The sequence below is a fragment of the Lysobacter hankyongensis genome (genome assembly GCF_039543145.1).
Lineage (GTDB): Bacteria > Pseudomonadota > Gammaproteobacteria > Xanthomonadales > Xanthomonadaceae > Lysobacter_I > Lysobacter_I hankyongensis.
Window position 1 is genome coordinate 288213 of record NZ_BAABJE010000005.1, and the last position, 23716, is coordinate 311928.

Below are 23716 nucleotides of genomic sequence, written 5' to 3' on the forward strand. Positions count from 1 at the left end.
GCCGCCGGGGCGCTCAGGGCCGGCGCAGGCGCAGGCCGACCACCAGCGGATCGTGGTCCGAACTGCGCCAGGGGCCGCGGTCGCCGGGGCGCGCCTGATAGCCGCGGTTGTCGGGTTCATCGGCATTGCTGTGCCATTCCGCCGCGCCGGCGAGCCGTGCGGCCAGCCCCGGGCTGAGCAGCGCGTGATCCAGGCGGCCGGTCTGGGCCTCGTAGACGTAGCTGTACGGGCTCTCGCCACGGGCGCCTTCGAAGGCATCGCGCCAGCCGGCCGCGACCAGCGCGCGCACCGGGTCCTCCATGGTGTAGGCATTCAGATCGCCGACGATCATCATCAGATCGCTGCCGCTGCGCGTCGGATCTGTCCGCAGCCAGGCGTCTAGGCGGCGCGCCGATTCGGTGCGGGTGGGGTTCCAGCAGCTCTGGCCGTCCTTCTGGTCGGCCTCGGCGCCGGTCGCGCTGCCGCAGCCTTTCGACTTGAAGTGATTGGCCACCACCGTGAACACCGGGCCGTCGCCGGCGCGGAAGCTCTGCGCCAGCGGCGGGCGGCTGCGGCTGCCGAACAGGTCGTCGGCCAGCGCTGCGGCGGCGCCGACGGGCTGCGCACGGGAGGCGCGATAGATCATCCCGACCCGGATCTGGTCGCCGCCGGCGGGGGCTTCGCTGGCGATGAACCGCCAGTCGCCGTCGCCGCTCCGGTTCAGGGCGTCGACCAGCAGCGCGACCGCGGATTCGGGGCCGAATCCGTCGTTCTCCAGCTCCATCAGCGCGGCGATGTCCGGATCCAGGCCGCGGATCGTGGCGACCAGCCGGCCGAGCTGGGCCTCCAGTTCGGCCGGAGTGCGCGCACCGCGCGGGGTCGGAAACCCGCCGCCGCGGCCGTCGCCGTTGAAGAAATTCTCCAGATTGAAGCTGGCGATGCGCACGTCGCCGCCGACCTTCGGCGGCTTCGGTGCCCGGGCGGGCCGGAATTTCGGGGGCGTGGTCGGCATCAACAGGTAGCCGCCGCCGCGCTGGTCGATCACGCCTTCCAGCCGCACAACCCGGCTGCCGCTGCGAAGGTCGGCGTCCTTCGGCAGGAACCACACCGTTTCCGGGCGTTCTGCGGTGCTGCCGTCGTCCACCCGCAGGGTGCGGCGGACATTGTCGGCCGCGAGGGCCCGGGCGGCTTCGCCCGGAGCCACGGCGTCGCTGGGCGTACGCAGGCGTTCGCCGAAATTGACGATCAATTCGCCCTGTTTTTCCAGGCGATGGGTCCCGGCGACGGTCAGCGGCGCTGCGATCCGCACGCGCATGCCCTCGAACCGTTCCCAGTCGGCCGGCGCGGTCGCGATCCGGATCGCGCGTGGCGTGTCGATGGTGGCTTTCAGCGAGGCGGGCGACACTCGCTGCAGGGCGGTCAGCGTGCCGCGCCCGGCGTCCAGTTCGGCGACGGTGCCGCGGATGCGGAGCGATTGGCCGACCGTGATCGGCGGCCCGGAGGCGCCCTCGGCCTCGATGAAGACAGCATCGGAAGTCGCCGGGTCGCCATCGCCGCCGTCCTGCAGGTACCAGCCGCGTCGGCCGCCGTCGACCGCGGCGGTGACGATGCCCTGCACCGTCACCGCTTCGCCGACCCGCGCGCTGCGCTCGCCGGTGCCCTGGACATCGCCGATGCGGAGGGTGTCCTGTGCGGCGCCGGTGGCGCTCCAGAGGAGACACAGCAGCGGCAGGAATCGGAACGGGACGGGTCGGCGCATGGGTGGCCCCTGTGGCGGAAAGGACAACGCCGCCCGGAGGCGGCGTTGCGGATGTGCTGCGGCGCTGACGCTGCGGCGCCGGGACCTGCGATCAGACCTGTTCGAGCATCCAGTCGACCGTGGCCTTGACCTGATCGTCGGTCAGGGCCGGGTTGCCGCCCTTGGCGGGCATCACGCCGGCGCTGCCGGTGAAGCCTTCGATCGCATGCTTGTACAGCGTGTCCTTGCCTTGGCCGGCGCGGGCGCCGATGCCTGCGGCGTCGAGCTTCGGCGCGCCGCCGGCGCCCGAGTTGTGGCAGCCCGCGCAGAGATTGCCGTAGATCACCGAGCCGTCGAGCGTGCCGCCGTAGGCGACCTGGGATGCGGCAGCCGCCTTGGCGGCTTCGTCGGCGGCGGCCTTGGCGGCTTCGCCGCTGGCGCCGGCGTAGACCTGGCCGGTCGGCGCGATGCGGGCTTCGGTGCGCTTCACTTCGACCGGATTCGCCTGCCGCGGCAGTTCATGGTGGAGGTAGGCCGCGAACAGGATCAGGCCCAGCGTCACCGCCATGAGGAAGGCGATGACCATCGAAAAGCGCTTCAGAAAGTCCAGATCGTAATTGCGCACGAACTCACCCGGGAACAGAGCATGATGGAACCGCCGCGATGGCGGGACGGCCGGTTGAGGCCGCACAATCCGGGCAGTATAAGGGGTGTGACGGCCCGGATTCGAGCCCGGACGCCCCGAAAGCCGCCCGATCCGGTTCCAGGGCGGGCATCGTCGGTCCCCCGGCGGCGATCTTTAGTACGGAAGTCGGGTTCGGCTTCGCGCCGGCCCGTGGCACACTAGGCCTGCCATGAGCGATTCCTCCGTCCTCGATCTGATCCAACTGCGCCGCGGTTGCACCTACTGTTCGGTCCGCCAGCTTTGTCTGCCGGGCGGGATCGCCGCGGAAGAACTGCAGCGGCTCGACCAGATCGTGCAGCGCCGCCGGCCGGTGGCTCGCGGCGAGCGCCTGTTCCGCCTCGGCGATCCGCTGACCGCGGTCTTCATCGCCCGCGACGGCGCGTTCAAGTCGGTCAGCATCAGCGAAGACGGCGAAGAACAGGTGCTCGGCTTCCATCTGCCTGGCGAACTGATCGGTCTGGATGCGCTCGGCAGCGGCCAGCATCGCTGCGAGGGCGTGGCCCTTACGGCGGCCACGGTCTGCGAAGTGCCCTACGACCAGCTCTCCGAGGTCGCGGCGCAGGTGCCGACGTTGCAGCAGCAGTTGTTCCGCGTGATCGGCCAGAGCGTGGATCGCGACCAGGATCATCTCGGCATTCTCGTCCGTCGTCAGGCCAACGAACGCATCGCCCTGTTCCTGCACAGCCTTGGCGAGCGTTATCGCAACGTCGGCCAGTCCGATCGTCTGTTCCAGTTGCCCATGAGCCGCGAGGACATCGCGCGTTTCCTCGGCCTCGCGCTGGAAACCGTGAGCCGCGGCTTCACCCGGTTGCAGGACGACGGCGTCATCGACGTGACCGGGCGTCGTGTCGAGATCCTGAACGTGGCCGAGCTGTTGCGGCTTGCCCACGGCGCCGAATCGTCCGGCGACGGCAAGCAGCGACGCGCCTGATCCTTGCCGCTTCGCGCGGCACGTGAAAGCGCATCACACGCTTCAACCCGCCGGATCGACGTCCCGCACGCGCTCCCAGTCCAGACCGAACCGTGCCAGATACTTGCGCAGGCGGTCGGCGTCGTTGGTGCTGCTGCGCCGTGCGCGTGAGGCGGCGAACAGCGTGCGCCCGGCTTCCGACAGCGATTTCGCGCGTGCGCAGACGCGCACCGCATCTTCGAGCTGCACCCGATCGAAGCGATCGAGCGACGCCGCCTCGTCGCCGAGCAGCGCGTCCAGCAGCGTTCCGCCGTCGTGGGTGCGCCACAGCGCGCGCAGCCGCGCGATTTCCTCGTCCACCAGCGCCACCTGGATGCGCCCGGCATCGGCCAGCGTCGCCATCCGCATCACCGAGGCGCCGAGATCGCGGAAATTCCCGCGCCATCGCGCATCGGCGCTGGTCGCGAAGCGCAGATAGCGCGCCCGCGCTTCGCGGTTGAAGGCCACGCGCTGTCCCTGTTCGCGCGACCAGCGCTCGAGTTCGAAATCGAGGTTGGGTTCGATGTCCTCCGGGCGTTCGGCCAGGCCCGGCAGGCGATAGGTCCACAAGTTCAATCGCGCCAGCAGGTCGTCGCGGAAGCGTCCGCGCGCCACCGCGTCCTGCAGATCGCGGTTGGTGCCGGCGATGAGCTGGAAATCGCTTTCCACGTCCTTGTCGCCGCCCACCGGCGGGAAGCGCTTCTCTTCCAGCGCGCGCAGCAGCAACGCCTGTTCGTCCAGGCCGAGTTCGCCGATCTCGTCGAGGAACAACAGCCCGCGATCCGCGGAGCGCAGCAGCCCGGCGCGATCGCTGCCGGCGCCGGTGTAGGCGCCTTTCACGTGGCCGAACAGCGCGCTCATCGCGCCGTCGCCGCGCAGCGTGGCGCAGTTCACTTCGACGAAACGCCCGGGCAGCTGATGCTTGAGTTTCTTCAGCTCGAACACGCGCTTCGCCAGTTGGCTCTTGCCCGCGCCGGTCGGGCCCATCAGCAGCATCGGCGCCTTCGAACGCGTGGCCACGGTTTCGATCTGTTCGATCATGCGGTTGAACGCGGCGTTGCGGGTGGCGATGCCGCTCTTCAGCAGATCGCGGTCTTCCAGCCGCTGCTGCGCGAAACGCTGCGCGATGCGGTCGTAGCGGGAGAGATCCAGATCGATGATCGCGAAGCTGCCGGGATCGCTGCCGCCCTGCTTGCGCGGCGGCGAGGTCTGCAGCAGGCGGCCCGGAAAATGCCGGCTCTCCGCGAGCAGGAACCAGCAGATCTGCGCGACATGGCTGCCGGTGGTGATGTGGATGTAGTAGTCCTCGTCCTCCGGGCGGAACGCGTAACCGCGCAGGAAATCGTGCAGCGTCGCGTACACGCCCTCGAAATCCCACGGGTCGGCGAGGTAGGTGTCGTGCCGGCGCACCGCGGTGTCGGGCGAGATCTGCGCGAAGTCGTCCTGCACGATCTGCGCGAGCTTGCCGTAGCGGCGCTCGTCCACCAGCAGTTCCAGCTGGTCCACGAGGAAGTCCTCGTGCTGGCCCAGCGAGATCGTGGGCCGCCATTTTTCCCACCGCCCGGGACCGCTGCCGGCATCCAGCTGGGTGCCGAGCATGCCGAAGATGACCTGACGCCTGCGCATGATCGAATCCGATAAGAAACGATCCAAATATATATGAAATATCAGATAACAGTGCGGACGGAAATCCATGAAATCAGAACAACATTCTTTGAAAACAATGAATTGAATCAATTCGGGTGAAGTTGGCATGGCGATTGCAATGCATGGGGCAAACCGGAACGGGCATTCCCGACAAGACGACACCATGGCCAACCTTTCCCTCTTCGCTTCCAGCCGCCGTGCCCTGCCGGTGGCGACCGCCCGCAACGAAGCCGGCGGACTCGCCTATGCCCGCAGCCCGCGTGGCGCGCTGGCGCTGTATGCGGCCACCGGCTGCCTCAACAGCACCTTCTACGCGAGCGATGCCGAGCAGCTGGACCGCGTGCTGGCGCTGTGCGCCGAGGTCGAGCCGCGATTCGTCGCGCAGACCGCGATCCATGCCCGCCGCATCGGCGCGATGAAGGACATGCCGGCGCTTCTGCTGGCCAGCCTGTCGGTGCGCGATCGCGCGCTCTTCGCCGCCGCGTTCCCGCAGGTCGTGGACAACGGCCGCCTGCTGCGCAACGTCGTGCAGATCCTGCGCAGCGGCCGCGTCGGCCGGAAATCGCTGGGGTCGCTGCCGAAGCGCCTGGTGCGCGAGTGGCTGGATCGCGCGTCCGAGAAGCAGCTGTTGAGCGCCGCGATCGGCAATGCGCCGTCGCTCGCCGACGTGATCCGGATGGTGCACCCGAAGCCGGCGGATGCCGGGCGCGAGGCGCTGTACGCCTGGATCCTCGGCAAGCCGCACGATCCGGCGCGATTGCCGGACACGGTGCGCGCCTACGAGGCGTTCAAGCGCGACCCGGCGAACGCCGAGCTGCCCGACCTGCCGTTCCAGTACTTCACCTCGCTGACGCTGGATCGCGCGCAGTGGGCGACGCTGGCCCGCCGTGCCTCGTGGCAGAGCCTGCGCCAGAACCTCAACACCTTCGCCCGCAAGGGCGTGTTCGAGGACAAGGCCGCACTCTACGAGGTGGTGGCGAAGCTGACCGATGTCGATGCGATCCGCCGTGCCCGCGTGTTTCCGTATCAGCTGTTGACCGCGTACCAGGCCACCGAAGGTCTGCCGCGCGAGATCGGCGAGGCGTTGCAGGACGCAATGGAAATCGCGACCCGCAACGTGCCGGCGCTGCAGGGCGACGTGGTAGTGGCGGTGGACGTGTCCGGGTCGATGGCCTCGCCGGTCACCGGCGTGCGCAAGGGTGCGACCACCAGGACCCGATGCGTGGACGTGGCGGCGCTGATCGCGGCCTGCGTGCAGCGCAACAGTCCGCTGGCCCGGGTGATGGCGTTCGACACCGCCGTGCGCGACGTGCGCCTGAATCCGCGCGACAGCGTGATGACCCAGGCGCGGCAGTTGGCGCAGTTGTGCGGTGGCGGCACCAACGTCAGCGCGCCGTTGGCGCAGTTGAACCGGGAGAAGGCGAGGGTCGATCTGCTGGTGCTGGTGTCCGACAACGAAAGCTGGCGCGACACCCGCGGCGAAGGCGCGACCGAGACCATGCGCCAATGGGCGCAGATCAAGGCGCGTTGTACGCAGGCGAAGCTGGTGTGCATCGATCTGCAGCCGTACGCCACCAGCCAGACGGTGGAGCGTGCGGACGTGATCCACGTCGGCGGCTTCAGCGATGCGGTGTTCGATCTGCTCGCGAATTTGGCGGCGGAAGGCGCCGGTGCGCAGCGTTGGGTCGACAAGATCGCCGACATCGAGGTGTGAGTTTCAATGCCCGGCCGGCAATGGGGCCGGCCGGGCCGGGGGAGATTGTTCTTGGGCGGTTGCGAATGCCCGTCGGACTACATTCGGTTCCAGCCGGTTCGATTCCGGCAAGTCCGGCGTCTTCTTGTCGCAGCCGCCCGTCGTTTCATCGCTGTCGATGATCGCGAATGCTTTGGGAACTACAGACTCTTAATCTCCAGGTCGCGGGTTCGAGTCCCGCCCGTCGAAAGACGGTAGCTCAGTCGGTAGAGCAGGGCGTTCCCTCACTTCTTGTCGCGGTCGTCGGCAGCTTCATTTCAACGGAATCTTCATCATGCAATGCAACGGGAGCAGTCACATGTCCGAAGTCTGGGCGATCATCATCGGTGGATGCCTGCTGCTGATCGTGTACGGCATCGTCTCCGCGAACAGGAGCGCGAAGCGTCAACGCGAAGCGCGCGAAAAAATGCTGCCCTACCTCGAAGAAACGATCGCGACGGATCGCAGGCATCACCTGTTCATGTCCGATGGACGCAGGTTCATGGACGTCCGGATCCTCGGCACCACCGATCCGAAGCTGGGCCAGTCTCCGCTCGGGGACTGGGGTCTCATGCTCGTGATCCTCCTGGATTCGGGAAAGAAGGCGTTCATCCGTCCGTCTTCGGTGCGCTGCATCGAGGAAGCCTGACATCTTTATCTTCGTCGGCCGCGAATGCCGATGGAACTACACGACTTCTGTTGTCGCGGGTTCGAATCCCGCCCGCCGCAGGGCGGTAGCTCAGCCTGGTAGAGCTCAGAAAAACGTTCCATTCCTTTCGTCGCGGCCGGCGATCTTCTTTACACATGCGAGAATGCAACATGACCACCAATCACTACGATGTCATCCAGGAAGCCGGTGCCGCGCCGATCAAACTGTGGACCCGCGGCGTGCCGCTGGAGGACGAGGCGCGCAAGCAACTGCAGAACATCGCGAAACTGCCCTTCATCCATCGCTGGATCGCGGTGATGCCCGACGTGCATCTCGGCAAGGGCGCGACCGTGGGGTCGGTGGTGCCGACCATCGGCGCCATCGTGCCGGCGGCGGTGGGCGTGGATATCGGCTGCGGCATGATCGCGGCGCGGACCACGTTGACCGCGAGCGATCTACCCGACAATCTCGCCGACATCCGCAGTGCCATCGAGCGCGCCGTGCCGCACGGCCGCAGCCCCGCACGTGGCGGACGCGACAAGGGCGCCTGGGACAGCGCGCCGGCGCTCGCGATCGAGGGCTGGTCGCAGCTGGTCTCGGATTTCGAGAAGATCTGCGAGCGCCACCCGCACCTGAAGAACACCAACAACCTCAATCACCTCGGGACCCTCGGCACCGGCAACCACTTCATCGAGATCTGCCTCGACGAGGACCAGCGCGTGTGGTTCATGCTGCACTCCGGTTCGCGCGGCGTCGGCAATGCCATCGGCAGCCATTTCATCGAGCTGGCGAAGCAGGAAATGCGTCGCTGGATGATCAATCTGCCGGATCAGGATCTCGCGTATCTGCCGGAAGGCAGCGCGCACTACGCCGATTACGTGTTCGCGGTCGATTGGGCGCAGCGCTATGCGCGGATGAACCGCGAGATCATGATGCGCCACGTGGTCGAAGCGATGCGCAAGGCGATTCCGAAGCCGTTCGAAGCCCAGGCCGAGGCGGTGAACTGTCATCACAACTACGTCCAGCGCGAGCATCACTTCGGCAAGGACGTGCTGGTGACCCGCAAGGGCGCGGTGAGCGCGCGCAAGGGCGAGCGGGGCATCATTCCGGGCAGCATGGGCGCGAAGAGCTTCATCGTGCGCGGGCTCGGAAACGAGGACAGCTTCTGCAGCTGCAGCCACGGCGCCGGCCGGGTGATGAGTCGCACCCAGGCGAAGAAGCTGATCAGCCTGGACGATCACATCGCCGCGACCGCCCACGTCGAATGCCGCAAGGATGCCGACGTGGTCGACGAGTCGCCCGCGGCGTACAAGTCCATCGACGTGGTGATGGAGGCGCAGCAGGATCTCGTCGAGATCGTGCATACCCTGCGTCAGGTCGTATGCGTCAAGGGGTGAGGAGCGGCATGCATGTGCGGCACTGCCGCGCAGCCGCTCCGAACGCCCGCGCATGGATGCGCGGGCCGGGCGAATCCGGAGCCTGTCGGGTGTCGCCATGGATGGCACCGCAGCCGATGGACGAAATGAGGGCGCGCGCAGCACGATGCATGCAACAAGAGCGAAAGTGACATGACCGGAACAGACATGATCGAAGTCGATGGCTCTGCCGGCGGCGGGCAGCTGCTGCGCACCGCGCTGAGCCTCGCCCTGTGCACCGGCACGGGGTTCACCATGCAGAAGATCCGGGCGAAGCGTTCGAAGCCCGGATTGATGCGCCAGCATCTGACCGCGGTGAACGCCGCCGCGACGATCGGCAATGCGTATGTCGAAGGTGCGGAACTCGGCGCGACGACGCTGCGTTTCGAGCCCGGTGTCGTCGTGCCCGGCGAGTATCGCTTCGCCACCGGCAGCGCCGGTTCGGCGACGCTGGTGCTGCAGACCGTGCTGCCGCCGCTGTGGCGCTGCGATGCGCCGTCGCGCCTGCGCCTGGAAGGCGGCACCCACAATCCGCTGGCGCCGAGCGCGGATTTCATCGCCGACACCTATCTGCCGTCGCTGGCGAAGTTCGGCATCGACGCCGGGGTCGTGCTCGAACGCCCGGGCTTCTTCCCGGCCGGTGGCGGGATCCTGCACGCCACCGTCTCGCCTGCGCCGGCGCTGCGGCATGCCGAGTTCATCGAGCGTGGCGCGCTGCAGTCCATCGATGCGATCGCGATGCTCTCCGGTCTCGCGTCCGGCATCGGCGAGCGCGAATTGCAGGCGGTGGCCAAACGCCTGCAACTGTCGCAGAACGCGTTGCACCTGCGTCAGGTGCGTCCGTCGCTGGGACCGGGCAACGCCTTGCTGATCCGGGTGCGGCACGAACAGCACGCCGAAACCTTCACCGGTCACGGCGAGCGCGGGCTGTCCGCGGAAAAGGTGGCCGAACGGCTCGCCGACGAAGCGAAGGCCTATGTGCGCGGCAGCGCCTGCGTCGGCGAGCATCTCTCCGACCAGTTGCTGCTGCCGATGGCGCTCGCCGGTTCGGGTGCGTTCGTGGTCGCCGCGATCAGCGATCACCTGCAGAGCAATGCGCGCCTGATCGAGAAATTCCTGCCCGTCGAGATCGACTGGGCCGAAATCGCGGGCGGCTGGCGGGTGACGGTCGCGTCCTGACCCGACCGCTCAGGCGCGCGCGTCGCGCAGGCGCAGGCCGACGCCCGGTTCGGTGACGATCCAGCGCGGTGAGGCGGCATCGTCGCCGAGCTTGTGCCGCAGTTTCGCGACGAGGATCCGCAGATAGTGGGTGTCGTCCTCGTGGGTCGGCCCCCACACTTCGCGCAGCAGTTGCGGCTGGGTCACCACCCGGCCGGCGTTGCGCGCGAGCAGCGCGAGCAGCGCGAATTCCTTGCGCGTCAGGGCGACATCGCGACCGTCGGCCTGCACTTCACGACGCGCGAGATCCACGACCAGACCGTCCAGCGCATACACCGGCGCGTCGTGATCGATGCCCGCTGCGCTCATGCGCAGCAGCGCGCGGATGCGTGCCATCAGTTCCTGGATACCGAAGGGCTTGGTGACGTAATCGTTGGCGCCGGCGTCGAGCGCGGCGACCTTCTCGCGTTCGTCGGCGCGCACGGTGACCATGATCACCGGCACGTGCGACCACTGCCGCAACTCGCGCAGCACCGCATGGCCGTCGCGGTCGGGCAGGCCGATGTCGAGGATCACCAGATCCGCGCACTGCGTCGCCAGCGCGGCGAGTCCCGCTTCACCGGTCTCCGCCTGGACCACGACATGGCCCTGCGCACGCAGGCTGATCTCGAGGAATTTCCGGATCTGCGGCTCGTCGTCGACGATCAGGATGCGGGCGGGGAGCGGGCTCATGCGGAGGCGGGCGGCGGTTGCAGTCTCGGCAGGGTAATGCGGATGGTGGTCCCGCGGCCATGCGCGCCGGGCAGGGCTTCGACGCTGCCGCCGTGGGCGCCGATCATGCCCTGGCAGATCGTCAGCCCCAGGCCGGTGCCCTCGCGTCCGCGATCGCCGCGCTCCACGCTGTAGAACATGTCGAAGATCCGCCGGCGTTCGTCTTCCGGAATGCCCGGGCCACTGTCGGTCACGTCGATGCGCAGCGCGCCCTGCGCATCGTCGCCGGCTTCGATCGTCACCGCGCTGTCCGGCGGCGAGAATTTCGCCGCGTTCTCGATCACGTTGAACAGCGCCTGCTCGACCAGCGCCGGATGCACCCACAGCGGCGCGAGATCGTCGGCGATCCGCGATTCGCAGATCGCCCGCGGCTGATAACGGCGCAGGCGACCGACCGCCGAGCCGATCAGTTCGTCCACGCCGATCCAGTCGCGGTTCAACGACAGTCCGCCATGGCCCAGGCGGGTCATGTCCAGCAGATTCTGGATGTAGCGGTCGAGACGTTCGCCTTCGATCCGGATCGTGTCGAGCAGATCGGCGCGGTCCTTGCCGTCCATGCGCTCGCCGTAATGCTCCAGGCTGGATGCGGCGCCGATGATCGACGCCAGCGGCGAGCGCAGATCGTGCGAGACCGACGACAGCAGCGCGGACCGCAGTCGCTCGGTCTCGCCCGCGACGCGCGCGTCCTCGAGATCGGACACCAGCCGCGTGCGCAGCATCGCCTGGGCGATGTCGTCGATCATCGCTTCGGCCAACCGACGCTGTTCGGCGGTCAGACGGACCATGCCGGGCACGAAGCGCAACCCGACCAGCCCCAGCGTGCGCGCGTTGCCGAGCAACGGCAGAAACCACCAGTCCACGCTCGACAGCGTGTCGGTGTAGCGTCCGGCGGGCTGGCCGTGGCGCAGCACCCAATCCGCGGCGGCGCTGGTCTTCTGGTCGATGCCGGCATCGGCGTCGGGCGCCAGCGGCCCGGTGCCGAGATGCACCACGACATCGGCGTCCAGCGCGCGACGCAGGGCCACGCGCGCGGCCTGCGCGACCTGTTGCGGATCCGCGGCGCTGGCGAGGTCGCGGCCGAGCGCCTGCAGCGCGGTCGCGTGCGCGTTCGCGGCGCGCAACGCGAGCACCTGCGTGCGCAGCTTCGCCGCCAGCCGTCCGGCCAACAGCGCCGCGCCCAGGAACAGCAGCACCGTGGTCACGCCTTTCTGCGCGCTGATGTAGAACGTGAACCGCGGGGCGATGAAGAAGAAGTTGTAGGCGAGGAAACACAGCACCGCCGCCAGGATCGCGGCGGCCATGCGGGTGCGCGTCGCGACCACCAGCACTGCGACGATGAAGATCATCGACAGATCGCCGAGGCCGAGCCAGCGTTCGGCGACGCCGGCCGCGACGATCGCCAGCGCCGAACACAGCACCGCAAAACCGAGATCGCCGGCGCGCAGGGTGTCGCGGGTGTCGGCGAACGAGCGTCGCGCCTGCGCCCGCGCCTCGGGCGGACTGACGATGGTCAGCTCGTAGTGCGCGCCGCGTTGAAGCAACTGTTGGGTGATGGTGCGATTGAGCATGCGCGCGAGCGGTCGTTCGCGGGTGCGGCCGACGATGATCGACGAGGCGCCGATCCGCGACGCATGGTCGAGCAGCGCATCGACCACGCCGGAGCCATGCAGCAGTTCCGCGCCGCCGCCGAGCCGTCGCGCCAGCGCGAACGCACGCTCGATGTCCTGCTGCACGTCCGCAGTGGATGCTCCGGTCTGCACGCTGACCACGGTCCACGGCGCGTCGCGCCGTTCCGCGATCCGGCGCGCGATCCGGACCAGATATTCCGACTGGCCGCGACCGTCGATCGCCACCAGCACCTGCCGGCGCAGGTTCAACGCGCGTTCGCCATGCGCGGTGCGGACCTCGCGCAGATCGCTGTCGACCCGGTCCGCGGCGGTCTGCATCGCCAGTTCGCGCAGCGCGGCGAGATTGCCGGGCACGAAGAACGACTGCAGCGCCTGCGCCGCATGATCGGGCAGGTAGACCTTGCCCTGGCGCAGGCGTTCGATCAGTTCGTCCGGCGGCAGGTCCACCAGCACGATGTCGCGCAGCCGGTCGAACACCGAATCGGGCACGGTTTCGTTGACGCGCACGCCAGTGATCCGGTGGACCACGTCGTTGAGGCTTTCCAGATGCTGGATGTTGATCGTGGTGTGGACGTCGATGCCCGCGTCCAGCAATTCCATCACGTCCTGCCAGCGTCGCTCGTGGCGGCTGCCGGGCGCGTTGCGGTGCGCGAGTTCGTCGACCAGCGCCACCTGCGGGCGGCGCGCCAGCAGCGCGTCGAGGTCGAGCTCGTCCAGGGTGCGCTCGCGATAGGTCGTGATCCGACGCGGCAGCACGTCGAGCCCTTCCAGCATCGCCGCGGTATCGGCGCGGCCGTGCGTCTCCACCAGCCCCACCACCACGTCGATGCCGCGCTGTTTCAGTTCGCGCGCGCGGGACAGCATCGCGAAGGTCTTGCCGACGCCGGGCGCTGCGCCGAGGAACACGGTCAGGTGCCCGCCGCGCTGGCGCTTGAGTTCGCCGATCAGCGCGTCGGCCTGCTGCCGACGCTGCGTCGCGCTGCGGGCGTCAGTCATGGCGTCGTCGTTCATGGCGCCATTGTCGCGCGGTCGTCACGGCAGCGCATCCAGCGCCAGGTTCAGCGCCACCACGTTCACCCGCGGCTGGCCGAGGACACCGAACTGCGGCGCTTCGGTGGCGCGGTCCACCAGCACCGCGACCGCGCGCTCGGGCACGCCGCGGGCCTTCGCGACCCGCGCGATCTGCACGCGCGCCGCGTCCGGCGAAATGTGCGGATCCAGGCCGCTGCCGGAGCGCGTCGCGAGATCCGGCGGGACATCGGCCGGCGTGATGCCTTCGCGCGCGGCGATGGCTGCGACGGCAGCGTCGACGGTCGCGATCAGATCGGGATTGGTCAAGGCCTGATTGCTGCCGGCCGCTGCCATCGGGTCGTAGTTCGCCGCCGACGGACGCGACTGGAAATAGCGCGCGTCGGCGAAGGGCTGGGCGACCCAGCGCGAGGCGATGGGTCTGCCGTCGCGGACGATCAGGCTGCCGGTCGACTGCTGCGGGAACAGCAGTCCACCCAGGGACGCGACGCTCGCCGAATACAGGAAACCGAAACCGGCCAGCGCGATCGCGGCCATGACCAGCGCCGGGCGCCAGGCGCCGCGGGCGATCAACGTTTGGGAAGAGGAGTTCATGTCAGCCTCCGAATGCAGAGAGGAGCAGATCGATCAGCTTGATCGCGACGAACGGCAGCAGCATGCCGCCGACGCCGTACAGCAGCATGTTCCGGCGCAGCAGCGACACCGCAGACGCCGGACGGAAGCGCACGCCCTTCAGCGCCAGCGGGATCAGCGCGGGGATGATCAGCGCGTTGAAAATGAGTGCCGACAGCACCGCGCTGCGCGGGCTCGACAGCTGCATCACGTTCAGCGCCGCCATTTGCATGGTGTTTCCTTGGAGCTGGGCCGCGGCGAACATCGCCGGCAGGATCGCGAAGTACTTCGAAACATCGTTCGCCAGCGAGAAGGTGGTCAGCGCGCCGCGGGTGATCAACTGCTGCTTGCCGACCTCGACCACCGCCAGCAGTTTCGCCGGATCGCTGTCGAGATCGACCATGTTGCCGGCTTCCTTCGCGGCCTGGGTGCCCGAATTCATCGCCAGGCCCACGTCGGCCTGCGCCAGCGCCGGGGCGTCGTTGGTGCCGTCGCCGACCATCGCCACCAGCCGTCCTGCGGCCTGTTCCTCGCGGATGCGCGCCAGCTTGTCTTCGGGCCGCGCTTCGGCGATGTAATCGTCGACACCGGCCTCGGCGGCAATCGCGGCGGCGGTCAGCGGGTTGTCGCCGGTGATCATCACCGTGCGCACGCCCATCTCGCGCAGCCGCGCGAAGCGTTCCTTCACGCCGTGCTTCACCACGTCCGACAGTTCGATCACGCCGAGCACGTACGCGCCCTCGGCGACCACCAGCGGGGTGGCGCCGCTGCGGGCGATCTGTTCGACCCGCGCGCCGAGTTCCACCGGCACGCCGCCGCCGAGTGCGTCCACGTGGCGCGCGATGGCGTCGCCCGCGCCCTTGAGGATGCTGCGTGCGAGCGTGCCTTCGCCGGCCGGCAGATCCACGCCGGACATCCGCGTCTGCGCGCTGAACTGCACGTAGCGCGCGTGTTCGGGATCGACGAGGGTCGCGCCCTGCGCGAGCGCCAGCTTCACCACCGACTTGCCTTCGGGCGTCGGGTCCGCCAGCGACGCCAGCATCGCCGCATCGCGCAGTTGTTCGGCGGAAATCCCGCTCAGCGCGTAGAACCGCGTCGCCTGGCGGTCGCCATGGGTGATCGTGCCGGTCTTGTCGAGCAGCAGCACGTCCACGTCGCCCGCGATCTCCACCGCCTTGCCGGATTTCGCCAGCACGTTCGCCGACAGCGCGCGGTTCATGCCGGCGATGCCGATCGCGGGCAGCAGACCGCCGATGGTGGTCGGGATCAGGCACACCAGCAGCGCGATCAGCAGCAGTGGATCGAGCGTGGCGCCGACGAACCCGGCGATGAAGGGCAGCGAGGCGACGACGATCAGGAAGGTGAGCGTCATCGCCGCCAGCAGCATCGTCAGCGCGATCTCGTTCGGGGTCTTCTGCCGGTTGGCGCCTTCCACCAGCGCGATCATGCGGTCGAGGAAGCTGCCGCCGGGTTCGGCGCTCACCGCGATCACGATTTCGTCCGACAACACCTTGGTGCCGCCGATCACGCTGCTGCGGTCGGTGCCGGCTTCGCGCAGCACCGGCGCGGATTCGCCGGTGACCGCGGCCTCGTTCACCGTCGCCAGGCCTTTCACGATCTCGCCGTCGGCGGGAACGAGTTCGCCCGCGGACACGATCACGGTGTCGCCTTTGCGTAATTGTGTGGCGGGCACGCGGGTTTCGTGGCCGTCCTCGTCGAGACGACGGGCGACCAGATCCCGGCGTGCGGCGCGCAGCGACGCCGCCTGGCCACGGCCGCGGGCTTCGGCGACGGCCTCTGCGAAATTGCCGAACAGCACCGTGATCAGCAGGATCGCGGCGATCGCGAGACCGAAACCGGGCGGCGCATGGCCGGCGAGCGTGATCAGCAGCGCGAGCAGCGTGCCGAGCAGCACGATCGCCATGACCGGGCTGCGCACGGCGTGCACGGGCGAGAGTTTGCGCACGGCGTCGATGCAGGCGGCGCGCAGGGCGGCGCGGTCGAGGCCGGCAATGCTGGCGCGCCGTTGCGCACCGGATGCGGTGGTGGGTTGCATGGGAACCTCAGCGCGACAGGAGCTGCAGGTGATCGGCGATCGGGCCGAGCACCAGTGCAGGCATGAATTGCAGGATGGTCAGGATCGCGACGATCGAGACCAGGGTGAGGGCGAAGGTCGGCGTCTCCACGCGCAGCGTGCCGGCGCCTTCGGGCGCGACCCGCTTCTTCGCCAGCAGGCCGGCGATCGCCAGCGGCACCAGCAGCGCCGGGAATCGGCCGAGCGCCAGCACCAGCGATGCGGTGGTGTTCCACCACACGGTGTTGTCGCCCAGGCCTTCGAAGCCGGAACCGTTGTTCGCGAACGCCGAGGCGTATTCGTAGAAGACCTGCGAAATGCCGTGGAAGCCGGGGTTGGAGTTGCCGGTGAGCGCGGGCATCGCCAGCGTCGCCGCCGTGAAGCCAAGCAGGGCCAGCGGCTGCAGCAGGATCAGCAGCGCGAGCAGGCGCACTTCCGGCGCTTCGATCTTTCGCCCGAACAACTCCGGCGTGCGCCCGGTCATCAGCCCGGCGAGGAACACCGCCAGCAGCAGGTAGACGATGAACTGCAGCGCGCCGCAGCCGATGCCGCCCCAGATCGCGTTCACCAGCATGTTCGCGATCTCGACGCCGCCGGTGAGCGGCGCCATCGAGTCGTGCATGGCGTTCACCGAACCGTTGGAGGTCTGCGTGGTCAACGCGGCCCACAGCGCCGAAGCGTCGACGCCGTTGCGCACTTCCTTGCCTTCCATCGACGCGACGGTTGCCTGCGCCGGGAGCGCATGCTCCGCAAGCATCGCCGCGCCGGTCGACAGCAGCGACATGCCCAGCATGGTCGCGAACACGAACGTGCCGAAGCGCCGACGGCCGGTGAACGGGCCGATCATGCAGGCGATGGCGACCGGGATCAGGATGATCGCCAGCGTCTGCAGCAGGTTGGAGAACGGCGTCGGATTTTCCAGCGCGACCGCGCTGTTCGGGCCGTACCAGCCGCCGCCGTTGGTGCCGAGCTGCTTCACCGCGACCATCGGCGCGACCGGGCCCACCGGGATGTGCTGCGTCGCCATGCCGGCGCTGGCGTCGATCGGGGTCACGTCGGCGCCGCGCGCGAGCGTGGACGGCACGCCCTGCGAGGCCAGCAGCAGCGACCACACCAGGCACAACGGCAGCAGGATGCGCAGCGCGCCGCGGGTGACGTCGACCCAGAAATTGCCGACATCGCGGTCGACGCCCTCGCGAGCGTCGCCATTCGACCGCATCGCTTCGCGCCCGCCGAACAGCCCGCGCAGGGTCGCGACCAGTACCGCCAGGCCGAACATCGGCGTGATCACCTGCAGGCCGACGATGCCGACCATCTGCGACAGATACGACAGCTGCGCCTGGCCGGAATAATGCTGCTGGTTGGTGTTGGTGAGGAACGAGACCATGGTGTGCAGCGCGAGATCCCAGGTCATGCCCGGGACCCGGTCCGGATTCAGCGGCAGCGCACCCTGGGCCATGAACAGGCCCCAGACGACGAGTCCGAGCACGAGGTTCGCCAGCAGGAAGTGGATGGCGTAGCCGCGCCAGGTTATGCCGCCCTGCGCACTCGCGCCGAGCAGCCGGTACACGCCGCGCTCCAGCGGCAGGAACAGGCGGTCGCCGGGGGCGGGATCGCCGCGCATCACCCGCGCCATGTACTGCCCCAGCGGCCAGCCCAGCGCGATGGCGAGCGCCATCACCAGTACGAATTCGATCATGGCGGGCCTCAGAATTTCTCGGGGTTCAGGATCACGTACAGCAGGTACGCGGCCGCCAGCGCGATGCACAGCGCGCAGGTTGCGATCAGCCAGGTGGGCATCGGGTTGTCCTCGGAATGCGGGATGCGATCGAGCGCCGGGGTGGCGTCTTTGCAGTGCGAAATTCTCGAACCGTCGCCCGCAAAGTCGCTATGCGGCGGCGGCCCCGCCGGCGTAAACATCGCGTAAATTCGCCGGCCGCGGCTTTCCGTCGCCGGTTTGCGGCAGGTCAAGGCGGCGGCGGTGCGCGGTCTCTAGGCTTGCCGCTTCCGCTCGCCGTCACCGAGGTCGCCACCGTGTCCGCCCATCCGCATTCGTCCGCCGCGCTCGCCGCGCGGCTGCTGCCGCTGCTCGATCTGACCAGCCTGGGCGAGGACGACGCGCCCGAAACGATCCGTGCCTTGTGCGCGCGCGCGCTTCAGTCGCCGGTGGCCCCGGCCGCGCTGTGCGTGTATCCCGAGCACGTCACCACCGTGCGCGAGACGTTGCGCGGCACCGCGGCGAAGGTCGCGACGGTGGTGAATTTTCCGGATGGCGGCAGCGATCCCGCGCGGGTCGAACGCGAAACCCGGCGCGCGATCGCTGCCGGCGCCGACGAGATCGACATGGTTCTGGCGTACCGCGCGCTGCTCGACGGGGATGCGCGGTCGGCGCAGCGCGGTGTCGAAGCGTGCCGGGCCGCCTGCGGCGACGGCGTGCTGCTGAAACTGATCATCGAAAGCGGCGAGCTGCAGACGCCCGCACGCATCCGCGAGGCCTGCCGGATCGGTCTGGATGCCGGCGTCGATTTCCTCAAGACCTCCACCGGCAAGGTCACGGTGAACGCGACCCCCGACGCGGCCGCGATCATGCTCGACGAGATCGCCGCGGCCGGCGGACGCTGCGGCTTCAAGGCCGCGGGCGGCATCCGCACGCTCGATGCGGCGAGGACCTACATCGATCTCGCCGCCGAACGGCTCGGCGACGCCTGGGTGACGCCCGCGCGGTTCAGGATCGGCGCCAGCGGATTGTTCGACGCCGCTCTCGACGCGCTCGCGGAACGCTGAACATGCGTCGCGCCGTGTGGGTGGTGATGGATTCGCTGGGACTGGGCGCCGCGCCGGACGCCGCCGTCTACGGCGATGCCGGCGCCGACACCTTCGGCCACATCGCCGCGGCCTGCGCCGAAGCGCCGCGCGGCCCGCTGCGACTGCCCACGCTCACGCGTCTCGGCCTGCCGCAGGCGCATGCGCTCGCGCGCGGTCGTGCGGCCGCCGGCTTCAACGATCTGCCGCGCCCGGAAGGCGGCTGGGGCTACGCCGTCGAGCGCGCCTGCGGCAAGGACACGCCGTCCGGCCACTGGGAAACCGCGGGTGTGGTGCTGCAGCGGCCGTTCGGATTGTTTCCCGATCGCGAGCGCAGCTTCCCACCCGAATTGCTGCGCGCGCTGATCGAAGAAGCCGGACTGCCCGGCGTGCTCGGCGATTGCCACGCCTCGGGCACCGAGATCATCGCCCGGCTCGGCGCCGAACACATCGCCAGCGGCAAACCCATCGTCTACACCTCCGCCGATTCGGTGCTGCAGATCGCCGCGCACGAAGATGCGTTCGGCCTGCAGCGGCTGTACGACGTGTGCGTCGTCGCGCGTCGGTTGCTGGTCCCGTACGACATCGGCCGGGTCATCGCGCGCCCGTTCGTCGGCAGCGCGGACACCGGCTTCACGCGCACCGGACATCGCCGCGATTACGCGCTGCCGCCGCCGGCACCGACGCTGTTCGATGCGGTGCAGGCCGCGGGCGGCGAGACCGTGTCGGTCGGCAAGATCGGCGACATCTTCGCGCACCGCGGCATCGCGCGGACGGTGCCGGCCCACGGTCACGACGCGCTGTTCGACGCCACGCTCGATGCGCTCGCGCAGGCCGGCGACGGCGCGCTGATCGCCGTCAACTTCGTCGACTTCGACAGCGTCTACGGCCACCGCCGCGATGCGCTCGGCTATGCCGCGGCGCTGGAAGCCTTCGACGCGCGATTGCCCGCGCTGCTCGCCGCGCTGCGACCGGACGATCTGCTCGCGATCAGCGCCGACCACGGCTGCGACCCCACCTGGCCGGGCAGCGACCACACCCGCGAAACCGTGCCGCTGCTGGCCTGGACTCCGACGCTGCGCGCGCGCTGCGTGGGCCGTCGCGAGAGTTTCGCCGACATCGGCCAGGGCATCGCCACCCATCTGCGTCTGCCGCCGCTGGCGGCGGGGCGCTGCTTTCTCACCGACACCGCCGACCTTCCCGCACGCCCATGAGCACACCGCATATCGATGCCGCGCCCGGCGCCATCGCCGACACCGTCCTGTTTCCCGGCGATCCGCTGCGCGCGCGTCATATCGCCCACACGTTCCTCGACGACGCGGTCGAGTTCAATGCGCGCCGCAACATGCTCGGCTACACCGGCCAATGGCGAGGCCGGCGCGTGTCGGTGATGGGCAGCGGCATGGGCATTCCCTCCAGCGCGATCTACGCCACCGAACTCGCGCGCGTCTACGGCGTGCGCCGGATCCTGCGCATCGGCACCTGCGGCGGCGTCGGCGACGTCGCGCTCGGCGACCTGCTGCTCGCGCAATCGGCCAGCAGCGATTCGCGCTTCAACCGCCTGCACTTCGGCGATCACGACCTCGCCGCCTGCGCCGATTTCGCGCTGCTGAAGGCGGTGGTCGATACCGCCGCGCGCCGGCAGGTCCCGGTGCGCGTCGCCCATGTGTTCAGCACCGACTGCTTCTACGACGGCGATCCCGAGCTCGTCGCGCGACTGCGCCGGCACCGCATCGTCGGCATCGACATGGAATCCTCGGGCCTGTACGGCCTGGGCATGCGCGAAGGCGTGCAGTGCCTGTCGCTGCTGACGGTCAGCGATCACCTCGAACGCGGCGAACACATGCCCGCGGCCGAGCGCGAACAGGGCCTCGCGCGGATGGCGACGCTGGCGCTGGACAGCCTCGAAGGATGCGCCTGACATGAGCGGCGATCCGTCCCTGTATCCCTGCTTCCTCGGCCCATACGCGGAGAACGACGATCTGCTGGAATCGCTGGTGGTCGGCTTCCTTCGCGATCACGTCTACTGGCGGCGCAATCTGCATCCGGAAGATGCCCCGGCGATTCCCACCGGCGCCAATCGTCGTGCCGACTACATCGATTTCGAATCGCGGCTGCGGCGCGAACTGCACAGCCTGTCGGCCGCGCTGAAGCGCAGCGTGCCGTTCCACAGCCCGCGCTACATCGGCCACATGGTCAGCGACCTGCTGCTGCCCGGGCTGACCGCGCAGATGCTGGCGCTGCCCTACAACCCGAACAACGTCAGCGCCGACGCCGCGCCGGTGACGATCGATCTCGAACTCAAGGTTGGCCTGCAACTGGCGGCGATGGTCGGTTACGTGGCCGATCCCGCGCGCGAGGACTGCGCGTTCGGCCATCTCACCTCGGGTGGCACGCTCGCGAACCTGCAGGGGTTGCGGCTGGCGTTGTCGCTGAAGGCGTTCCCGGTCGCGCTGCGCGCGGCCGGCGTGCCGCTGCCCAGTATTCCCGACGACGACTGGGCCGCGTTCAATCTGCTGCCGGGCGCGTCGACCGCGCTGTTCGCGCAGTGGTGCGCGTGGCTGGCGTCGTTGCCTGCGGCCGAACGCACGCCATGGTCGCGGCGGGTCGAAGCGGCGCGGATCGAATCCCTCGGCATCGCGGGGTTCTTCGCGAAGCACGCCGCGCTGTCGGTGCCGCGGGTGTTCGCCCCCGCCACCGCGCATTACTCCTGGAGCAAGGGCATGAAGATGCTCGGCCTGGGGCGCGATCAGCTGCAGCTGATCCCGGGCAAGGCGATGCGGTTGGATCTCGATGCGCTGGAAGAGGCGTTGCACGGGTGCCTGCGCGATCGGCAACCGGTGCTGATGACCGTCGGCGTGCTCGGCAGCACCGAATTCGGCACCATCGATCCGATCGATGGGCTCGCCGATCTGCGCGATCGCATGCATCGCGACGGGCTCGGCATGGCCCTGCATCTCGACGCCGCCTGGGGCGGTTATCTCGCGACCCTGTTCCGCGACACCGAAGGCGGATTGCGCAGCGCCGATGCGGTCGGCGCCGAGTTCGCGCGCTTCCCGAGCGCCGCCGTGCACGCGGCGGTAGGCGCGATGTCGCGGATGGATTCCATCACCATCGACCCGCACAAACTCGGCTACATTCCCTATGGCGCCGGCGCGTTCCTGTGCCGCGACCAGCGCGCGATCGCATTGCTGTCGGAAGGCGCCGACTATGTGTTCGACCAGGCCGGCGGCGACGATTTCTTCACCCGCCATCGCCAACTGGGCCGTTACATTCCCGAAGGCTCGAAGCCCGGCGCCAACGCCGCCGCGGTGTACGTCACCCATCGCGTGCTGCCGCTGGACTACAGCCATTTCGGACGCCTGCCCGCGCAGAGCATCCGCAACACCGAAGCGTTCATCGCCGCGGCCGAGGCGTTCGTCGCGCGCATCGCACCGCTGGCGCATGCGCTGATTCCGTTCGCGCCGGACAGCAACCTCGTCTGCCTCGCGATGAACCCGCGCGGCAACCACGACCTCGCGACGATGAACCGCTTCATGCGCCAACTGCACCGCGCGCTCAGCGCCGACCACGACCGTCCGCTGCAGCTCGGCGAACACTTCGGATCGATCACCACGCTCAAGCGCGACACGATGGGCGCCGCCGACACCGCCCGCGTGCTCGAAGCCCTGCATCTGCCCCCGGACGCCCTCGACGATACCGACGACGAGCGCGACCGCATCGTCATCCTGCGCCACACTCTGATGAACCCGTTCCTGCTCGACGAAAACGGCGCCAGCGTCTATATCGACGGCTATTTCGATTACCTGGAAAAGCGGTTGGCGGAGGCGTTCCGGTAGTCCCTGCGTGGGTGCACCGTGCCACGGCCTGTCGGATAGACTGGCCGCTTCGGGGGCCCGCATGCACTGGATACTGCAAACCAATCTGTTCCAGGAAGCCGAGTGGTCGCGTCTGGTGGCGACGCTGGAGCAGTTCGGCCTGCCTTACAGCGTGCATCGGGTCGTTCCGTTCGTGGGCGAGCTCGAACCCCTTCCCGTGCTGCAGGCGGCCAAGGCCGTGTGCTTCGGTTCTTATTCCATGCGCCACTCCGCCAGAAAATACCGCTGGGATCCTGGCGTGTACGACCTGTTCGACCAGGACTTCCTCGCCCAGAAAGTGGCGTGGGGCGAGCGCATGCTCAACGCGGATTCCCGCGTCCTGGCGTTCGAGGAGGTGCAGCTCGAACATCCGACGTTCCTGCGTCCCATCGACGACTCGAAGTATTTCGCCGGACGCGTGTTCGACCCGGAAGAATTCGAAGCGTGGCGACGGCGCGTGTGCGATCTCGACGAGGACGACGGCACCAGTCTGTCGCCCACGACCCGGGTGCAGGTGTGCACGCCCAAGACCATCCACGCTGAATACCGGTTCTGGATCGTGGGCGGGAAGATCGTCACGAAGTCGCTGTACAAGCTGGGGCGCCGTGTCGTTTATGCCAGCGATGTCGACGAACGCATGGACCATTTCGTCCTGCAGGCCGTGGCGGACTGGCAACCGCATCGCGCGTTCGTCATCGATGTGTGCGACACCCCGGAAGGACCGCGGATCGTGGAAATCAACACCCTGAATGCGGCGGGCTTTTACGCCGGAGACGTGCAGAGACTGGTGGCGGCGCTGGAAGAACTGGAAAGCTAACGGGTGGATGTCTCGATGGAGGGTCGAGTCGGAGATCTGGGCCCACCAGGATTCGAACCTGGAACCAAGGGATTATGAGTCCCCTGCTCTAACCGTTGAGCTATAGGCCCGTGACAGGAATCTTAGCAAGGCCAAGCGCCATGCTGGGTTCCGGTCTGCGTCTGGCCGGTGCGG

At 68.6% G+C, this 23716-nt stretch carries 19 protein-coding genes and 1 tRNA gene; 10 read left to right on the plus strand and 10 right to left on the minus strand.

Annotated elements, in window-relative coordinates:
- Positions 1–13 precede the first annotated feature (13 nt).
- Together ABD974_RS07265 and ABD974_RS07270 are read right to left on the minus strand one after the other, a co-directional pair.
- On the minus strand, positions 14–1738 hold the full coding sequence (locus ABD974_RS07265; RefSeq protein WP_345302635.1) for an ExeM/NucH family extracellular endonuclease: 1725 nt from the start codon (positions 1736–1738) through the stop codon (positions 14–16).
- Positions 1739–1829: 91 nt separating this feature from the next.
- The gene (locus ABD974_RS07270; protein ID WP_345302636.1) at positions 1830–2342 is read right to left on the minus strand and encodes a c-type cytochrome; all 513 of its coding nucleotides are present in this window, start codon (positions 2340–2342) and stop codon (positions 1830–1832) included.
- A gap of 229 nt (positions 2343–2571) precedes the next feature.
- Between ABD974_RS07270 and fnr the strand changes: the two genes are divergently transcribed.
- Positions 2572–3333 (plus strand): fumarate/nitrate reduction transcriptional regulator Fnr, encoded by a 762-nt coding sequence (gene fnr / locus ABD974_RS07275; protein ID WP_345302637.1) that lies wholly within the window; start codon positions 2572–2574, stop codon positions 3331–3333.
- Positions 3334–3375: 42 nt separating this feature from the next.
- On the opposite strand, the gene rtcR is transcribed toward fnr, so the two are convergent.
- Complete coding sequence (gene rtcR, locus ABD974_RS07280; RefSeq protein ID WP_345302638.1) at positions 3376–4977, minus strand: RNA repair transcriptional activator RtcR; 1602 nt, start codon at positions 4975–4977, stop codon at positions 3376–3378.
- A gap of 184 nt (positions 4978–5161) precedes the next feature.
- Here rtcR and ABD974_RS07285 point away from each other — a divergent pair, with 184 nt between their 5' ends.
- From ABD974_RS07285 to rtcA, 4 genes are all read left to right on the plus strand, one after another.
- Positions 5162–6712, plus strand: a complete 1551-nt coding sequence (locus ABD974_RS07285) for a VWA domain-containing protein (RefSeq protein WP_345302639.1) — start codon at positions 5162–5164, stop codon at positions 6710–6712.
- Between the two features lie 337 nt (positions 6713–7049).
- Positions 7050–7379 carry a hypothetical protein gene (locus tag ABD974_RS07290; protein ID WP_345302640.1) on the plus strand — a complete coding sequence of 110 codons (330 nt, stop codon included), beginning with the start codon at positions 7050–7052 and terminating at the stop codon, positions 7377–7379.
- A 170-nt stretch (positions 7380–7549) separates the two neighbouring features.
- The gene (locus ABD974_RS07295) at positions 7550–8776 is read left to right on the plus strand and encodes an RtcB family protein (RefSeq protein ID WP_345302641.1); all 1227 of its coding nucleotides are present in this window, start codon (positions 7550–7552) and stop codon (positions 8774–8776) included.
- A gap of 171 nt (positions 8777–8947) precedes the next feature.
- Entirely contained in the window at positions 8948–9973 is a 1026-nt protein-coding gene (rtcA, locus tag ABD974_RS07300; RefSeq protein WP_345302642.1) for an RNA 3'-terminal phosphate cyclase, read from the plus strand.
- Positions 9974–9982: 9 nt separating this feature from the next.
- Here the strand turns inward: rtcA and ABD974_RS07305 are convergent, their stop codons facing one another.
- The 6 genes from ABD974_RS07305 to ABD974_RS07330 are packed head-to-tail and all read right to left on the minus strand — an operon-like array spanning position 9983 to position 18037.
- On the minus strand, positions 9983–10684 hold the full coding sequence (locus tag ABD974_RS07305) for a response regulator (RefSeq protein WP_345302643.1): 702 nt from the start codon (positions 10682–10684) through the stop codon (positions 9983–9985).
- The gene (locus ABD974_RS07310; protein WP_345302644.1) at positions 10681–13347 is read right to left on the minus strand and encodes an ATP-binding protein; all 2667 of its coding nucleotides are present in this window, start codon (positions 13345–13347) and stop codon (positions 10681–10683) included. Before ABD974_RS07310 ends, ABD974_RS07305 begins: the two co-directional genes overlap by 4 nt.
- Before the next feature lie 36 nt (positions 13348–13383).
- The gene (kdpC, locus tag ABD974_RS07315) at positions 13384–13974 is read right to left on the minus strand and encodes a potassium-transporting ATPase subunit KdpC (RefSeq protein WP_345302645.1); all 591 of its coding nucleotides are present in this window, start codon (positions 13972–13974) and stop codon (positions 13384–13386) included.
- A gap of 1 nt (position 13975) precedes the next feature.
- Positions 13976–16048 (minus strand): potassium-transporting ATPase subunit KdpB, encoded by a 2073-nt coding sequence (gene kdpB / locus ABD974_RS07320; RefSeq protein ID WP_345302646.1) that lies wholly within the window; start codon positions 16046–16048, stop codon positions 13976–13978.
- Positions 16049–16055: 7 nt separating this feature from the next.
- A complete protein-coding gene (kdpA, locus tag ABD974_RS07325) occupies positions 16056–17765 on the minus strand; it encodes a potassium-transporting ATPase subunit KdpA (protein WP_345302647.1) in 1710 nt (569 codons plus the stop codon).
- Between the two features lie 8 nt (positions 17766–17773).
- Positions 17774–18037, minus strand: coding sequence for a potassium-transporting ATPase subunit F (locus tag ABD974_RS07330; protein ID WP_345302648.1), 264 nt, complete (start codon positions 18035–18037; stop codon positions 17774–17776).
- 27 nt (positions 18038–18064) lie between these two features.
- Here ABD974_RS07330 and deoC point away from each other — a divergent pair, with 27 nt between their 5' ends.
- The 5 genes from deoC to ABD974_RS07355 all read left to right on the plus strand — a co-directional run bounded on the left by deoC (position 18065) and on the right by ABD974_RS07355 (position 23542).
- Entirely contained in the window at positions 18065–18850 is a 786-nt protein-coding gene (gene deoC / locus ABD974_RS07335) for a deoxyribose-phosphate aldolase (RefSeq protein WP_345302649.1), read from the plus strand.
- Positions 18851–18852: 2 nt separating this feature from the next.
- A complete protein-coding gene (locus ABD974_RS07340) occupies positions 18853–20082 on the plus strand; it encodes a phosphopentomutase (protein ID WP_345302650.1) in 1230 nt (409 codons plus the stop codon).
- Complete coding sequence (gene deoD / locus ABD974_RS07345; protein ID WP_345302651.1) at positions 20079–20789, plus strand: purine-nucleoside phosphorylase; 711 nt, start codon at positions 20079–20081, stop codon at positions 20787–20789. The genes ABD974_RS07340 and deoD overlap by 4 nt, the downstream gene beginning before the upstream one ends.
- Position 20790: 1 nt before the next feature.
- Positions 20791–22707 carry a pyridoxal phosphate-dependent decarboxylase family protein gene (locus ABD974_RS07350; protein ID WP_345302652.1) on the plus strand — a complete coding sequence of 639 codons (1917 nt, stop codon included), beginning with the start codon at positions 20791–20793 and terminating at the stop codon, positions 22705–22707.
- Between the two features lie 61 nt (positions 22708–22768).
- Positions 22769–23542, plus strand: a complete 774-nt coding sequence (locus tag ABD974_RS07355; RefSeq protein ID WP_345302653.1) for an ATP-grasp domain-containing protein — start codon at positions 22769–22771, stop codon at positions 23540–23542.
- Between the two features lie 37 nt (positions 23543–23579).
- On the opposite strand, the gene ABD974_RS07360 is transcribed toward ABD974_RS07355, so the two are convergent.
- Positions 23580–23652, minus strand: a tRNA-Ile gene (locus ABD974_RS07360).
- Between the last annotated feature and the right edge of the window lie 64 nt (positions 23653–23716).

Coding starts and splice junctions, on each gene's coding strand:
- ABD974_RS07295 (WP_345302641.1), top strand. CDS start 7,550: ATGACCACCAATCACTACGATGTCATCCAGGAAGCCGGTGCCGCGCCG.
- ABD974_RS07355 (WP_345302653.1), top strand. CDS start 22,769: ATGCACTGGATACTGCAAACCAATCTGTTCCAGGAAGCCGAGTGGTCG.
- ABD974_RS07310 (WP_345302644.1), bottom strand. CDS start 13,347: ATGACTGACGCCCGCAGCGCGACGCAGCGTCGGCAGCAGGCCGACGCG.
- ABD974_RS07290 (WP_345302640.1), top strand. CDS start 7,050: ATGTCCGAAGTCTGGGCGATCATCATCGGTGGATGCCTGCTGCTGATC.
- deoD (WP_345302651.1), top strand. CDS start 20,079: ATGAGCACACCGCATATCGATGCCGCGCCCGGCGCCATCGCCGACACC.
- kdpC (WP_345302645.1), bottom strand. CDS start 13,974: ATGAACTCCTCTTCCCAAACGTTGATCGCCCGCGGCGCCTGGCGCCCG.
- rtcR (WP_345302638.1), bottom strand. CDS start 4,977: ATGCGCAGGCGTCAGGTCATCTTCGGCATGCTCGGCACCCAGCTGGAT.
- rtcA (WP_345302642.1), top strand. CDS start 8,948: ATGACCGGAACAGACATGATCGAAGTCGATGGCTCTGCCGGCGGCGGG.
- fnr (WP_345302637.1), top strand. CDS start 2,572: ATGAGCGATTCCTCCGTCCTCGATCTGATCCAACTGCGCCGCGGTTGC.
- ABD974_RS07265 (WP_345302635.1), bottom strand. CDS start 1,738: ATGCGCCGACCCGTCCCGTTCCGATTCCTGCCGCTGCTGTGTCTCCTC.
- ABD974_RS07285 (WP_345302639.1), top strand. CDS start 5,162: ATGGCCAACCTTTCCCTCTTCGCTTCCAGCCGCCGTGCCCTGCCGGTG.
- ABD974_RS07350 (WP_345302652.1), top strand. CDS start 20,791: ATGAGCGGCGATCCGTCCCTGTATCCCTGCTTCCTCGGCCCATACGCG.
- kdpB (WP_345302646.1), bottom strand. CDS start 16,048: ATGCAACCCACCACCGCATCCGGTGCGCAACGGCGCGCCAGCATTGCC.
- kdpA (WP_345302647.1), bottom strand. CDS start 17,765: ATGATCGAATTCGTACTGGTGATGGCGCTCGCCATCGCGCTGGGCTGG.
- ABD974_RS07340 (WP_345302650.1), top strand. CDS start 18,853: ATGCGTCGCGCCGTGTGGGTGGTGATGGATTCGCTGGGACTGGGCGCC.
- ABD974_RS07305 (WP_345302643.1), bottom strand. CDS start 10,684: ATGAGCCCGCTCCCCGCCCGCATCCTGATCGTCGACGACGAGCCGCAG.